Origin of the sequence: Cereibacter changlensis JA139, assembly GCF_003034985.1 — a bacterium.
In the GTDB taxonomy this organism is placed as follows: domain Bacteria; phylum Pseudomonadota; class Alphaproteobacteria; order Rhodobacterales; family Rhodobacteraceae; genus Cereibacter; species Cereibacter changlensis.
Genome location: NZ_PZKG01000118.1, coordinates 1 through 12,646, shown reverse-complemented (window position 1 = coordinate 12,646; position 12,646 = coordinate 1). Strand labels below are relative to the sequence as shown.

Here is a 12,646-nt window from a genome sequence, read left to right as displayed (position 1 = left end):
AATACGCGGCCACGGAAAACCCTTGGCTTCCAGACGCCGGCTGATACCTTCGAACGAGCCGTTGCGCTGACCGGTTGAACCCACCGCCCCTTTTTTCACGCCCGAAGGCCGGCGCATTTTTATGCAAAGCGCGAAGACCGGCGCGCCGGAGAACCCCCGGAGGGGCGACGCCAGAATGCGAGGGGGAGGAAGTGGCGGGATCCGCGGCAGCCGTGGAAGCGTGAATTTCCCGAGAGCCTGAGTGTTCAGGTTGGTCGCCAGATACCAGGGCCAGGACCCTGACAGAGCCAGCTCCCTCGGAGATGCTTATCGGCCACTGGAAAAGGGCTTCACACGAGAGGGGCAGAACCCGCCACTGCTCAATCTAGGGGCCGAAGCCCGGCGGGGCAAGGGGCTGGCGTCCTTCGCGCCGTATTTCGCCGCGGTTGGATGGCGCGGCGCCGGAAGCGGCTGACCACCTCCGGCCGCGGGCGCGGGGCGCGAGCCGGGCTGGACATCCGTTCACCCTTCGTTCATTATCTTCCCATGCAACCCGCTCCGACCCTTCCGCCCGATGGCATCGCGGGCCTCACCCCCGGTCAGCGGCTGGCGCGGGGGGTGTGCCGGCATCTGCGCGGGCATGATTTCGTCAGCGTGCTGGAACTGGTCCCCGCGCCGGGACTGCGCGTCGATGTGATGGCGCTGGGGCCGCGCGGCGAGATCTGGGTGGTGGAGTGCAAGTCGAGCCGCACCGACTATCTGACCGACCGCAAGTGGCAGGGGTATCTGGAGTGGTGCGACCGCTTCTTCTGGGCGGTGGATGCCGAGTTTCCGACCGATCTCCTGCCGGACGGCACCGGGCTGATGATCGCCGACAGCTATGACGCCGAGATCCTGCGCATGGGGCCGGAGGGGCGCTTGCCGCCCGCGCGGCGCAAGGCGCTGACGCATGGCTTTGCCCGCCATGCCGCCGCGCGCCTGCACGGGCTGCGCGATCCCGGGTTTACTTTCGGCCCTTAGGCCCCTTGGCCGGCGCGGCTCCCATGGCGCGGGCGCGCTCGGCGGCGGCGCGCAGCTCTTCCGCGATCTCCTCGGCCTCTTCCGGTTCGAAATCCAGCGGGATGTCGATCCCGTCGCCCTCGATATAGATCCGCACCATCCCGAGCGTGGTCGGCCCGATCTGAAGGTTGGTCACGCTGTCGCTCTGCTTGTCGATGCCCATGGTCCGTCTCCGCTGGCTGTGGGGGCGGGGTAGCGCCGAATGGGCCATGTGGCAAGGCATCTTGACTTGATCCGTGGCCGGGAATGCCGTCTGATGACTCAGGGGGAGCCATCATGCGCACCGCATCCGGGGTCGAGCTGCGGGATCTGGCGATTGGCGACGCGGGCTGGATCATCGCCCGCCATGCCGAGGTCTACGCCGCGGAGGAGGGCTTCGACATCAGCTTCGAGGCGCTGGTGGCCGATGTGCTGGCGCGCTTCATCCGCAGCCGCGACCCGTCGCGGGAGCGCGCCTTCATCGCCTGGAAGGACGGGCGGCGGATCGGCTCGATCTTTTGCGTCCGGCTGACTGACGAGATCGCCAAGATCCGCCTGTTCTTCCTCGATCCCGACATGCGCGGCCGCGGGATCGGCCGCGAGCTCCTGCAGGCCTGCATGGCCTATGCCCGCGAGAAGGGTTACCGGCGGATGGAACTCTGGACCCATGCAAGCGACCGCGCCGCCGCGGCGCTTTATCTCTCCGTCGGCTTCACGCTGGTGACCTCGCATCCGACCCATGCCTTCGGCTGCGAGGTGGTGGAGCAGGAGTGGGAGATCGTGCTTTAGCCGAGCCCATGCAAATCATGCTCTTGCAATCCCGGGGAAGCGGCGGTAAATCGCGCCTCAAGTGCCGATGTAGCTCAGTTGGTTAGAGCACTAGATTGTGGATCTAGGGGTCCCCCGTTCGAGCCGGGGCATCGGTACCATTTACATGATATCGCTGGGTCAAATCCGCCGCCGCTGTGCGCGGGCGCGTCGCTTTGCGCTGCGAATCCCCGGCATGGCGCGAAATCGCGTTTCGGGCTTTCCATTGCCGCGCGGGCTTGCTCAAATCCCCCGGCGCCCCGCGAGGGCGTGACGCAGCGACGGGATGAGCGGATGATCGGCAGCACGGCAGCAGACAGCACCAGCGGCAAAGCGGCGGAGAGCCTGTTGCGGCGGCTTTTCGACCGGGCGGTCGAGGTGGCCGACCCGATGCGCTCGCTGGCGGATCACCTGCCGGAGCGTCCGGCGGGCCGGGTGGTCGTCATCGGCGCCGGCAAGGCCAGCGCCCGGATGGCCGAGGCGGTGGAGGCGGTCTGGGGGCCTTGCGAGGGGCTGGTGATCACCCGCTACGGCTATGCCCGCCCTTGCCAAGGAATCGAGATCGTCGAGGCGGCGCATCCGGTGCCGGATGCGGCGGGGCAGGCGGCGACGGCGCGGATGCTGGCGCTGCTGGAAAGCCTCGGCGAGGGGGATTTCGTGCTGGCGTTGATCTCGGGCGGGGCTTCGGCGCTGCTGGTGGCGCCGGCTGAAGGCGTGACGCTGGAGGAGAAGCGGGCGGTGAACGCGGCGCTGTTGGCCTCGGGCGCGCCGATCGACCGGATGAACACGCTGCGCAAGCATCTGAGCCGCGTGAAGGGCGGGCAACTGGCGGCGGCGGCGCATCCGGCGCGGATGCTGTGCCTGATGATCTCGGACGTGCCGGGGGATGACCCGGCCTTCATCGGCTCGGGGCCGACGGTGGGCGATGCGTCGACGGCCGAGGAGGCGCGGGCGGTGCTGGAACGCTGGCAGGTGGCGGCGCCCGACTCGGTGCAGGCGGCGCTGGCGCGGCCGACCGGGGTGGTGCGGCCGGACGATGCGCGGCTGGCGCGGGTGGAGAACCGGATCTATGCCGCCCCGGCGCAGTCGCTGGCCGCCGCCGCGGCGCTGGCCGAGGCGGAGGGCTGCGAGGTGCGGCTGTTGGGCGATGCCTTGGAGGGCGAGGCGCGCGAGGTGGCGGCGGTGCAGGCGGCGGAGGCCTCGCGGATCGCGGCCGAACTGCGACCCGGCGACCGGCCGGTGCTGCTGCTGTCGGGCGGCGAGCTGACGGTGACGCGGCGCGGCGATGGGGTGGGCGGGCCGAATGCGGAGTTCTGCCTGGCGCTTGCCGTGGCGCTGGAGGGCGCGGCGGGCATCCATGCGATTGCCTGCGACACCGACGGGGTGGATGGCGCGGCGGAGGTGGCGGGGGCGGTGATCGGGCCGGAAACGCTCGCCCGCGCGCAGGCGCTGGGGCGCGACCCGGCGGCGGCGCTTGCGGCGAATGACGCGCATGGCTTCTTCGCGGCGCTGGGGGATCAGGTGATCACCGGGCCGACGCTGACCAATGTCAACGATTTCCGCGCAGTGCTGATCGCGTCGCCCGGCTGAGGCGCTTGCGCGGCGCTGCGGGCTCTGGTCTATCTCGGCGGACGAGGGGGGAGGGGCCATGCCGGGACCTGCGGGCGGGATGCGACGGGCGGCGGCGGGCGCGATGCGCGCCGCGATCGTGCTTCTGGCCCATGCGATCACCGCGGTGCGCGGCATCTTCCAGGGCATCGCGCCGGAGCCGGTGCAGCGGGTTTATTTCGCCAATCACGCCAGCCACGGCGATTTCGTCCTGATCTGGACAGTTCTGCCGCCCCGGCTGCGGCAGGTGACGCGGCCTGTCGCCGGGGCGGACTACTGGCTGGCCTCGCGCCTGCGCCGCTTCATCGGGCGCGAGCTCTTCGACGCGGTGCTGATCGACCGCAACCCCGCCACCCGCAGCGCCGATCCGGTGACCGAGATGGCCCTGGCGCTGGATGCGGGCGCCTCGCTGATCGTCTTTCCCGAAGGCACACGCAACATGACCGAGGCGCCGCTGCTGCCGTTCAAGAGCGGGCTCTACCATCTGGCGAAGGCGAGGCCCGGGGTCGATCTGGTGCCGGTCTGGATCGACAACCTGAACCGGGTGATGCCGAAGGGCGGGATCATCCCGATCCCGCTGATCTGCACCGTGACCTTCGGCGCGCCGCTGCATCTGGAGCCGGAGGAGCCGAAGCAGGCCTTCGTCGACCGGGCGCAGGCGGCGCTGCTGGCGCTGTCGCCCAAGCATGGAGAGACCGCATGACCTCGGCCCACAGCGATCTGGCCTGGCTGCTGGCGGGGCTCGGCTTGGTGCTGGTGCTGGCCTCTGCCATCGGCTTCGTGCTGGAGCGGCGGCTGTCGCCCGAAGGCGGCAATGCGGTGATCGAGAACCTCAACGCGAGGATCAAGGCGTGGTGGGTGATGATCGCGCTGATGGCGGTGGCACTCTTGGCGGGCAAGACCGGGGTCACGCTGCTCTTCGGGCTCTGCTCCTTTGCCGCGCTGCGCGAGTTCGTGACGCTGACCGACACGCGGCGCGGCGATCACTGGGCGCTGGTGGTGGCCTTCTTCCTCATCACCCCGTTGCAATACTGGCTGGTCTGGACCGGCTGGTACGGGCTCTGGTCGATCTTCATCCCGGTCTATGGCTTCCTCTTGATGCCGATCCTCGCCGCCGTGCTGGGCGATACCGAGCGCTATCTGGTGCGGGTCGCCGAGGTGCAATGGGCGCTGATGGTCTGCGTCTTCTGCATCTCGCATGTCCCGGCGCTCTTGTGGCTGGAGATCCCGGGCTATGCGGGCCGCAACGTGCTGCTGATCGCCTTTCTCGTCGTCGTGGTGCAGGGCAGCGACGTGATGCAATATGTCTGGGGCAAGCTCCTGGGCCGCCACAGGATCGCGCCGCGGCTCTCGCCCTCGAAGACCTGGGAGGGGTTCCTGGGCGGCGCCTTGAGCGCCATGCTGATCGGGGCGGGGCTCTCGTGGCTCACGCCCTTCACCGCGTTGCAGGCGGCGGGGATGTCGTTGGTCATCGTGCTGATGGGGTTCTTTGGCGGGCTGGTGATGTCGGCCATCAAGCGCGACCGCAAGGTGAAGGACTGGGGCCACCTGATCGCCGGGCATGGCGGCTTCATCGACCGGCTGGATTCGGTGATCTTCTCGGCGCCGATCTTCTATCACCTGACGCGCTACTGGTGGACATGACCCCCCGGATGGAGACCCCGCAATGACCGGCAAGACCGACCGCCGTCCCCTTGCCAGCCGCGACACCGGCTGGGCGCGCTGGCTGACGCGGAAGCTGGCGGCGACCTCGGTGACGCCGAACCAGATCTCGATGGCGAGCATGGCGGCGGCGGCGCTGGCGGGCGCGGCCTTCTGGGGCGTGGCGCATAGCGAGGGCGCGGCGCGGGTGGCGCTGCTGCTGCTGGCGGCGCTGGGGTGTCAGCTGCGGCTCCTCTGCAACCTGATGGACGGGCTGGTGGCGATCGAGGCGGGGCGGCAGACGGCGGATGGTGCCTTCTGGAACGAGTTTCCCGACCGGGTGGCGGATCTTCTGATCCTCGTCGGGCTCGGGCTGGCGGCGGGTCTGCCTGCCCTCGGCTGGGCAGCGGGCGCGCTGGCGGTGCTGACGGCCTATGTCCGCGAGCTGGGCCGCGCCTGCGGGCTGCCTGCCGATTATTCCGGCCCGATGGCCAAGCCGCAGCGCATGGCGGCGGTGACGCTGGCCGCCGTGCTGGCGGTGCTGGAGCCCTTGTGGCGCGGGCAGGGCGATGTCTTGGCACTGGCGCTTTGGCTGATCGTCGGCGGCACGGCGCTGACGGCACTGCTCAGGGCGCAGCGGATGCTGGCGCAGCTGCGGGCGCGCTGAATGGGCGATCTCGCCGCCTACGGGCTCTTGTGCCTTAGCGCGCTGGCCTCGGCCACGCTGCTGCCCGGTTCGTCTGAGGCGGCGCTGCTGGGGCTGCTGGCGGCAGGGCAGGGAGAACCCTGGCTTCTGGTGCTGGTGGCGACGGCGGGGAATGTGGCGGGCTCCACGGTGAACTGGTTTCTCGGGCGCGGCATCGCCTCGGTGCGCGACCGGCGCTGGTTTCCGGTCTCGCCCGCGGCGTTGGCGCGGGCCGAGGGCTGGTACCGGCGTTTCGGGGTGGCGACGCTGCTGCTGGCCTGGGTGCCGGTGGTGGGCGACCCGTTGACCGTGGTCGCGGGCATCTTCCGCACCGATCTGCGGCTGTTCCTCCTCCTCGTCACGCTGGGCAAGGCCGCGCGCTACGGGCTGATCGCACTGGCCTTTCTGGGCTGGTCGGCTTGACACTCGCGGTGTGAACGGCGCTGATCGGGGAAAGACCCCGGAGGCACCAATGACCGATTTCACCGCCGAACTCGAAGAGCGCCTGCTGCGCTACACCGTCCTCGACAGCCAGAGCGACGAGACCTCGGCCAGCCAGCCGAGCACGGCGATCCAGCTCGACATGGCGCGGCTTCTGGCCGAGGAGCTGACCGGGATCGGCGCGGCGGAGGTGCGGATCACCGAATATGGCACGGTGCTGGCGACGATCCCGGCCACGGTCGAGGGCCTGCCGGTGGTGGGGATGCTGGCGCATGTCGACACCGCGCCCGCCTATCGCGCAGCCGGGGTGAAGCCGGTGGTGCATCGCGGCTACAACGGCGGGCCGATCGGCTTTGCCGATGCGCCGGCGCTGGTGCTGTCGCCCGAGGTCTCGCCCTATCTTGGCGAGAAGCTGGGGCATGATATCGTCACCGCCAGCGGCACGACGCTGCTCGGCGCCGATGACAAGGCGGGGGTGGCGATCCTGATGACCGCGGCGCGGCATCTGCTGGCGCATCCCGAACTGCCGCATGGCGCGATCCGACTGGCCTTCACCCCGGACGAGGAGATCGGGCGCGGCGTCGATCCGCGGCTGCCGGAGGATCTGGGGGCGGATTTCGCCTATACGCTCGACGGCGGCCGGGTGGGCGAGATCGAATACGAGAGCTTCTCGGCCGACGGGGCGGTGGTGACCATCACCGGGGTCTCGGTGCATCCGGGTATCGCCAAGGGCAAGCTGGTGAACGCGCTGCATCTGGCGGCGAAGCTGGTGGCGACGCTGCCGCAGGCGACCATGACGCCCGAGACGACCGACGACCGCGACGGCTTCCTGCATGTCTACGAGATGGGCGGCACGGCGGCGGAGGCAACGGTGAAGCTGATCCTGCGCGACTTCGAGCGCGAGGGGCTGGCCGCCAAGGGCGCGCTGCTGCGACAGGTCTGCGACGCGGTGCAAGCGACCGAGCCGCGCGCCACGGTGGTCTGCGAGATCCGCCCGCAATACCGCAACATGCGCTACTGGCTGGAGCAGGACATGACCCCGGTCGAGCTCGCCCGCGAGGCCTGCCGCGCCGAGGGGATCGAGCCGGTCTCGGTGCCGATCCGCGGCGGCACGGATGGCTCGCGGCTGACCGAGATGGGCGTGCCGACGCCGAACGTCTTCACCGGCATGCAGGAGATCCACGGGCCGCTGGAATGGATCAGCGTGCAGGACATGGCGGCGGCGACGCGGGTCTGCCTGCGGCTGGTGGGGATGGTGCGGGGGAAGGCGGGCGCCTAGCCTGGCGTCCTGCCTCACCCCTCCTTACGGCCCTCCAGCAGCGCCTTCAGCACCAGGGCGACCAGCGCCAAGAGGGTGAGGGTGGAGGCGGCGGCGAAGGCGCCCGAGGTGTTCAGGTCGTTGAACAACAGCTCGATATGCAGCGGCAGCGTGTTGGTCTGGCCGCGGATGTTGCCCGAGACCACCGAGACGCCGCCGAACTCGCCCACCGCCCGGGCGGTGCAGAGCACCACGCCGTAGAGCAGCGCCCAGCGGATGTTGGGCAGGGTCACCCGGCGGAAGATCTGCCAGCCCGAGGCGCCCAGCGTCACCGCCGCCTGCTCCTGTTCCGATCCCTGCGCCTGCATCAGCGGCAGCACCTCGCGGGCGACGAAGGGCGCGGTGACGAAGAGCGTCACCAGCACGATGCCGGGCAGGGCGAACATCACCTGCAGGTCATGCTCGGCCAGCCAGGGGCCGAGCAGCCCCTGCCGGCCGTAGAGCAGCAGGTAGCAGATGCCGGCGATGATCGGCGAGATCGAGAAGGGGATCTCGATCACCGTCATCAGCACGCCGCGGCCGGGAAAACGGTGCTTGGCGATGGCCCAGGCGGCGGCGATGCCGAAGACGAGGTTCACCGGCACCACGATCAGCGCGACGAGGGTGGTGAGCCAGATCGCGTGCAGCGTCGCCGGGTCGAGGATGTTCTGGGCATAGACCCGCCAGCCCTCCTGCAGGGCGCGGGCGAAGATATAGGCCAGCGGGGCCACCACGAGGATCAGGGTCAGCCCGACGGCCAGCGCGATCAGCAGGCGCGGCAGGAGGGGATTGCGGCTGTGGGTCATCGCGCGGCTCCCTTGTGGCGCATCGCCCATGATTGCAGGAGGTTGGACACGGCGAGCAGCACGAGCGCCGCCAGCAAGAGCGCCAGCGCAATGGCCGAGGCGCCGGTGTAGTCGTATTCCTCCAGCCGGATGAAGGCGAGCAGCGCCGCGATCTCGGTGTTGAACGGCAGGTTGCCGGCGATGAAGACCACCGCGCCGAACTCGCCCAGCGAGCGGGCGAGCGCGATGGTGCAGCCGGCCAGCCAAGCGGGCAGGATCGAGGGGAAGATCACCCGGCGGAAGATGGTGAAGGGCTTGGCCCCCAACGTCAGCGCCGCCTGCTCCATCGCCGGGTCGAGGTCTTCCAGCACCGGCTGCACGGTGCGGACCACGAAGGGGATCGAGGTGAAGGCCATGGCCAGCGCGATGCCGGCGAGGGTGTAGACCACCTTGACGCCGCCCGCCTCGAGCGGCGCGCCGAACCAGCCGGTGGGGCCGTAGAGCGCGGTCAGCGACAGGCCGGCGACGGCGGTCGGCAGGGCGAAGGGGATGTCCATCAGCGCATCGAGGATCCGCTTGCCGGGGAAGTCGTAGCGCACCAGCACCCAGGCCATCAGCAGGCCGTAGAGCGCATTGATCAGCGTGGCGATGGCCGCCGCGGTGAAGGTCACGCGGAAGGCCGCCAGGGCGCGGGGCGAGGAGATGATCGCCCAGAACCCGGCGGGGCCGATCTCTGCCCCTTTCAGGACAAGCGCGACCACCGGGATCAGCACGATCACCGCAAGATAGACCAGCGTGGTGCCGAGGCTCAGGGTGAACCCCGGCAGCACGCGCTTGGCCCGCACTCTGGCGACGGCGACGGTCATCTGTTGACGAAGACCTGGTCGAGGATGCCGCCATCTGCGAGGTGCTCTTCGCGCACCGCGTCCCAGCCGCCGAACACCTCGTCCACCGTCACCAGCCGCACCTCGGGGAAGTCGGCGGCATGTCTCGCGGCGACCTCGGCGTCATGCACCCGGTTGAAGTTCTGCGCCAGGATCTCCTGCGCCTCGGGCGAGTAGAGCCATTCGAGATAGGCCGTGGCCACCTCGGTCGAGCCGTTCTTCTCGGCCACCTCGGTCACCACCGCCGCCGGGAAGGCCGCGAACAGGCTGAGCGAGGGGGTGACCCGCACGAAGCCCTGGTCGGCATAGGCCTGGGCGATGCCGCCGGTCTCGGCCTCGAAGGTCACCAGCACGTCGCCGATGCCGCGCTCGGCGAAGGTCTGGGTCGCGGCGCGGCCGCCGGTGTCGAATACCGGCACGTTGTCGAAGATCGCCTTGACGAAGGCCTGCGCCTCCTCCTCATTGCCGCCGTTCTGGTCCAGCGCATAGGCATAGGCGGCGAGATAGGTGTAGCGCGCATTGCCGCTGGTCTTGGGATTGGGGAAGACCGCCGCGACATCCTCGCGGGCGAGATCGTCCCAGTCCTCGATGCCCTTGGGGTTGTCCTTGCGGACGAGGAAGGCGGGCAGCGAGTAATAGGGCGAGGCGCCGTTCGGCAGCTTGGCGCGCCAGTCCTCGGGCAGCAGGCCGCCCTCTGCCAGCACGTCTACGTCGGTTTCCTGGTTGAAGGTCACCACATCCGCCGGCAGGCCTTCAAGGATGGCGCGGGCCTGGCGCGACGAGCCGCCGTGGCTCTGGTCGATGGTCACCGTGCGGCCGGTGGTCTCCTGCCAATGTTCGGCGAAGACCGGGTTCAGCGCCTCGAAGAGCTCGCGGGCGATGTCGTAGCTGACGTTCAGGATCTTGTCCTGCGCCAGGGCGGGGCTGGCTGCGGCGAGGCCGAAGGCCAGCGCCACGCCGTGCAGAAGGGTCGTCTTCATCGGCTTCTCTCCTTGAGCGGGGTCGGGACAGCCGCGGGCGCCTGGGCGCTGCGGGCTGCGGGAAACAGGCGTCCGGCTTCGGGACGCAGGGTGACGGCGGCGCCGGGCACGAGGCGGGCGGTGGCCGGGCCGCCGCGCGGGATCTCGGCCTCGACCTCGGCCCCGGCGGGATCGGCGAAGCGCAGGCGCAGGCTGCGGCCGGTGCTGACGCTTTCGCTGACGCGGCAGCCGCCGGCGGGGTCGGCGACCGGGGTGATCTCGGCCGGGCGCAGGAACAGGGTGGCCGCGCCATCGGGCAGGGCCACGCGGTCGAGCCGGGTCAGATCCCAGCCGGCGCGCTCGGCCCTTCCGGCATGCAGCGTCACCGGCAGCTCCACCGTGGCGCCGGTGAAGCGGGCGACGAAGGGGTTGGCCGGGTAGTCGTGCAGGTGGTCGACGCTGCCGATCTGCTCGATCCGGCCCTCGCCCATCACCACGACGCGGTCGGCCAGTTCGGCGGCCTCCTCCTGGTCATGGGTGACGAGGATGGTGGTGGAGCCGGTCGCCTCATGCACCTGGCGCAGCCAGCGGCGCAGGTCGCGGCGGATCGAGGCGTCGAGCGCGCCGAAGGGCTCGTCGAGCAGCAGCAGCTTCGGCTCGATCGCCAGCGCCCGCCCCAGCGCCACGCGCTGCCGCTGGCCACCGGAGAGCGCCGCCGGAAAGCGGTCGGCAAGCGGGGTGATCTGCAGGAACTCGAGGAGTTCCGCGACCTTGTCGGCGATCTGCGCCTTCGACGGCCGCTCGGCCTTGGGGCGCACGGTCAGGCCGAAGGCCAGGTTGTCGCGCACCGTCATATGCGGGAACAGCGCGTAATGCTGGAAGACGAAGCCGGTGCGGCGCTGCTGCGCCTCCAGTTTCAGCCAGTCCTGGCCCTCGACCTCCAGCGCGCCGCTGTCGGGCCATTCCAGCCCGGCGAGGATCTTCAGCAGCGTGGTCTTGCCCGAGCCCGAAGGGCCGAGCAGCGCCACCAGCTCGCCCTTTTCCACGGTAAGGTCGATGCCGCGCAGCACCTCGGTCCTGCCGAAGCGCTTGACCATCTGGCGAACGGAAATGGACATGTCTGATTCCTGTCTGGGAAGCGTCAGTAAGCCCTTGCCGCGCCCGGATTCAAGCGCGCCGGCCCGGCGATGCGCGGCCGACTGCGGAACGATATTCCGGCATCGGCCGCGAAGCCGGCGCGATGTTCACCCCTTGCCGGGCAAACCCCGACAGGGTTCGGGAAATCCTCCCGCGGCCTCGGCGATGTTCTTTTCTGCCGGCCGCGACCTCATGTCCCGCCCCCGCGCCGCCGGGCCAGCAGCGTCGGCAGCGACAGGCCCAGCAGCGCCGCCGCCAGCGGCAGCGAGAAGAAGAAGCCGAACTGCCCGTAGCCGAGCGCCCCCACCAGCCCGCCGAGCAGGAAGGCCAGCACCAGCCGCAGCAGGATCGCCAGCTTCCGCCGGTCCCACCGCAGCTCCGCCCGGCCGCTGGCGAGACCGAAGGCGCCTCGCCCGAGCTCGATGCCGATGTCGGTGATCATGCCGGTGGCATGGGTGGTGCGGATGCGCGCGCCGGAGATCTTGGTGATCGTGGCGTTCTGCATCCCCATGATGAAGCAGAGACAGGCCAGTGCGAAGAGCCGCCCCGGCGCGGTGGAGAAGATCCCGCCCCAGGAGAAGCAGATCATCAGCAGCCCCTGGATCGCCAGCGGCAGGGCGTATTGGCGGCGGCGGTGCTGCGACCGGGCCCAGTTGATCAGCGCCGTGCTGAAGGCCGCGCCGGTGATGAAGGCGCCGATGGCCATGAGGCTGGTCAGCACCACGATCCAGTTCAGCAGCGCGAGGTTGTCGGCCAGCTGCGACAGGTGCCCGGTCATGTGCGAGGTGTATTGCCCCAGCGCGAAGAAGCCGCCGGCATTGGCCGCCCCGGCGATCGCCGCCAGCACCGTGGCCAGCGCGAGGTCGCTGCCGGCGGACCGGTGGCGGCCGACCAGCAGGCGGGGCAGGGCGTTGAGAGGGCGGTGCTTCGCGGCAGGCTTCATCGCGGCTCCGGGGTTGCCCCCGGCTTAGCCGCTCGGGCCGGCGCGGCGCAAGGCCTCAGCGCGCGCCTGCGCCGGTGACCCGGCGCAGGAAGCTGCGGGTGCGGTCGTCCTGCGGGCTGTCGAAGAGCTGCGCCGGCGCGCCCTGTTCGACGATGCGGCCGCCCTCCATGAAGATCACCCGGTCGGCGATCTCGCGGGCGAACTGCATCTCATGCGTCACGATCAGCATGGTCTGCCGCCGCTCCGCCACGCGCCGCATCAGGTCCAGCACCTCGCCCACCCATTCGGGGTCGAGCGCCGAGGTCGGTTCGTCGAACAGCATCAGCGCCGCGTCCAGCGCCATCGCCCGGCCGATGCCGACGCGCTGCTGCTGGCCACCCGACAGCGCCGCGGGATAGCTGTCGGCCTTGTCGGACAGCCCGGTCTCGGCGAGGATCGCATC

15 protein-coding genes and 1 tRNA gene are annotated in these 12,646 nt (G+C 70.2%); 9 read left to right on the top strand and 7 right to left on the bottom strand.

Features of this window, described 5'->3' with window-relative positions; translation table 11 throughout:
* The first annotated feature begins 525 nt into the window (after positions 1 to 525).
* Positions 526 to 999: an MmcB family DNA repair protein gene (locus C5F48_RS18345; protein WP_107665285.1), complete on the top strand. Its 474-nt coding sequence runs from the start codon at positions 526 to 528 to the stop codon at positions 997 to 999.
* On the opposite strand, the gene C5F48_RS18340 is transcribed toward C5F48_RS18345, so the two are convergent.
* The gene (locus C5F48_RS18340) at positions 983 to 1,201 is read right to left on the bottom strand and encodes a DUF6324 family protein (protein WP_107665284.1); all 219 of its coding nucleotides are present in this window, start codon (positions 1,199 to 1,201) and stop codon (positions 983 to 985) included. The two genes, C5F48_RS18345 and C5F48_RS18340, sit on opposite strands and share 17 nt — an antisense overlap.
* Before the next feature lie 113 nt (positions 1,202 to 1,314).
* Between C5F48_RS18340 and C5F48_RS18335 the strand changes: the two genes are divergently transcribed.
* The 8 genes from C5F48_RS18335 to pepT all read left to right on the top strand — a co-directional run bounded on the left by C5F48_RS18335 (position 1,315) and on the right by pepT (position 7,478).
* Complete coding sequence (locus tag C5F48_RS18335) at positions 1,315 to 1,806, top strand: GNAT family N-acetyltransferase (protein WP_107665283.1); 492 nt, start codon at positions 1,315 to 1,317, stop codon at positions 1,804 to 1,806.
* 63 nt (positions 1,807 to 1,869) lie between these two features.
* Positions 1,870 to 1,946: transfer RNA gene (locus C5F48_RS18330), tRNA-His, on the top strand.
* Positions 1,947 to 2,118: 172 nt separating this feature from the next.
* Positions 2,119 to 3,414, top strand: a complete 1,296-nt coding sequence (locus tag C5F48_RS18325; protein ID WP_107665282.1) for a glycerate kinase type-2 family protein — start codon at positions 2,119 to 2,121, stop codon at positions 3,412 to 3,414.
* Between the two features lie 58 nt (positions 3,415 to 3,472).
* Positions 3,473 to 4,135: a lysophospholipid acyltransferase family protein gene (locus tag C5F48_RS18320; protein WP_245941507.1), complete on the top strand. Its 663-nt coding sequence runs from the start codon at positions 3,473 to 3,475 to the stop codon at positions 4,133 to 4,135.
* Complete coding sequence (locus tag C5F48_RS18315; RefSeq protein WP_107665280.1) at positions 4,132 to 5,076, top strand: phosphatidate cytidylyltransferase; 945 nt, start codon at positions 4,132 to 4,134, stop codon at positions 5,074 to 5,076. Before C5F48_RS18320 ends, C5F48_RS18315 begins: the two co-directional genes overlap by 4 nt.
* Before the next feature lie 22 nt (positions 5,077 to 5,098).
* A complete protein-coding gene (locus tag C5F48_RS18310; protein WP_107665279.1) occupies positions 5,099 to 5,740 on the top strand; it encodes a CDP-alcohol phosphatidyltransferase family protein in 642 nt (213 codons plus the stop codon).
* Positions 5,741 to 6,181, top strand: a complete 441-nt coding sequence (locus tag C5F48_RS18305; protein WP_107665278.1) for a YqaA family protein — start codon at positions 5,741 to 5,743, stop codon at positions 6,179 to 6,181.
* A 49-nt stretch (positions 6,182 to 6,230) separates the two neighbouring features.
* Positions 6,231 to 7,478 carry a peptidase T gene (gene pepT / locus C5F48_RS18300; protein ID WP_107665277.1) on the top strand — a complete coding sequence of 416 codons (1,248 nt, stop codon included), beginning with the start codon at positions 6,231 to 6,233 and terminating at the stop codon, positions 7,476 to 7,478.
* 14 nt (positions 7,479 to 7,492) lie between these two features.
* Here the strand turns inward: pepT and cysW are convergent, their stop codons facing one another.
* The 6 genes from cysW to C5F48_RS18270 form a co-directional block, all read right to left on the bottom strand.
* Positions 7,493 to 8,302, bottom strand: coding sequence for a sulfate ABC transporter permease subunit CysW (gene cysW, locus C5F48_RS18295; protein WP_107665276.1), 810 nt, complete (start codon positions 8,300 to 8,302; stop codon positions 7,493 to 7,495).
* On the bottom strand, positions 8,299 to 9,147 hold the full coding sequence (gene cysT / locus C5F48_RS18290) for a sulfate ABC transporter permease subunit CysT (RefSeq protein WP_107665275.1): 849 nt from the start codon (positions 9,145 to 9,147) through the stop codon (positions 8,299 to 8,301). The genes cysW and cysT overlap by 4 nt, the downstream gene beginning before the upstream one ends.
* On the bottom strand, positions 9,144 to 10,145 hold the full coding sequence (locus tag C5F48_RS18285; RefSeq protein WP_107665274.1) for a sulfate ABC transporter substrate-binding protein: 1,002 nt from the start codon (positions 10,143 to 10,145) through the stop codon (positions 9,144 to 9,146). The genes cysT and C5F48_RS18285 overlap by 4 nt, the downstream gene beginning before the upstream one ends.
* On the bottom strand, positions 10,142 to 11,242 hold the full coding sequence (locus tag C5F48_RS18280; protein WP_107665273.1) for a sulfate/molybdate ABC transporter ATP-binding protein: 1,101 nt from the start codon (positions 11,240 to 11,242) through the stop codon (positions 10,142 to 10,144). The genes C5F48_RS18285 and C5F48_RS18280 overlap by 4 nt, the downstream gene beginning before the upstream one ends.
* A gap of 209 nt (positions 11,243 to 11,451) precedes the next feature.
* The gene (locus C5F48_RS18275) at positions 11,452 to 12,204 is read right to left on the bottom strand and encodes a YoaK family protein (RefSeq protein ID WP_107665272.1); all 753 of its coding nucleotides are present in this window, start codon (positions 12,202 to 12,204) and stop codon (positions 11,452 to 11,454) included.
* 55 nt (positions 12,205 to 12,259) lie between these two features.
* Positions 12,260 to 12,646 (bottom strand): amino acid ABC transporter ATP-binding protein (locus C5F48_RS18270; protein WP_146170640.1); only part of this gene is annotated, 387 nt, incomplete at its 5' end.

What these genes read in the sequence shown, in the direction of transcription:
- cysW (WP_107665276.1), bottom strand. Translation starts at nt 8,302, where the DNA reads ATGACCCACAGCCGCAATCCCCTCCTGCCGCGCCTGCTGATCGCGCTG.
- C5F48_RS18315 (WP_107665280.1), top strand. Translation starts at nt 4,132, where the DNA reads ATGACCTCGGCCCACAGCGATCTGGCCTGGCTGCTGGCGGGGCTCGGC.
- pepT (WP_107665277.1), top strand. Translation starts at nt 6,231, where the DNA reads ATGACCGATTTCACCGCCGAACTCGAAGAGCGCCTGCTGCGCTACACC.
- C5F48_RS18310 (WP_107665279.1), top strand. Translation starts at nt 5,099, where the DNA reads ATGACCGGCAAGACCGACCGCCGTCCCCTTGCCAGCCGCGACACCGGC.
- C5F48_RS18275 (WP_107665272.1), bottom strand. Translation starts at nt 12,204, where the DNA reads ATGAAGCCTGCCGCGAAGCACCGCCCTCTCAACGCCCTGCCCCGCCTG.
- C5F48_RS18305 (WP_107665278.1), top strand. Translation starts at nt 5,741, where the DNA reads ATGGGCGATCTCGCCGCCTACGGGCTCTTGTGCCTTAGCGCGCTGGCC.
- C5F48_RS18285 (WP_107665274.1), bottom strand. Translation starts at nt 10,145, where the DNA reads ATGAAGACGACCCTTCTGCACGGCGTGGCGCTGGCCTTCGGCCTCGCC.
- C5F48_RS18335 (WP_107665283.1), top strand. Translation starts at nt 1,315, where the DNA reads ATGCGCACCGCATCCGGGGTCGAGCTGCGGGATCTGGCGATTGGCGAC.
- C5F48_RS18345 (WP_107665285.1), top strand. Translation starts at nt 526, where the DNA reads ATGCAACCCGCTCCGACCCTTCCGCCCGATGGCATCGCGGGCCTCACC.
- C5F48_RS18320 (WP_245941507.1), top strand. Translation starts at nt 3,473, where the DNA reads ATGCCGGGACCTGCGGGCGGGATGCGACGGGCGGCGGCGGGCGCGATG.
- C5F48_RS18340 (WP_107665284.1), bottom strand. Translation starts at nt 1,201, where the DNA reads ATGGGCATCGACAAGCAGAGCGACAGCGTGACCAACCTTCAGATCGGG.
- C5F48_RS18280 (WP_107665273.1), bottom strand. Translation starts at nt 11,242, where the DNA reads ATGTCCATTTCCGTTCGCCAGATGGTCAAGCGCTTCGGCAGGACCGAG.
- cysT (WP_107665275.1), bottom strand. Translation starts at nt 9,147, where the DNA reads ATGACCGTCGCCGTCGCCAGAGTGCGGGCCAAGCGCGTGCTGCCGGGG.
- C5F48_RS18325 (WP_107665282.1), top strand. Translation starts at nt 2,119, where the DNA reads ATGATCGGCAGCACGGCAGCAGACAGCACCAGCGGCAAAGCGGCGGAG.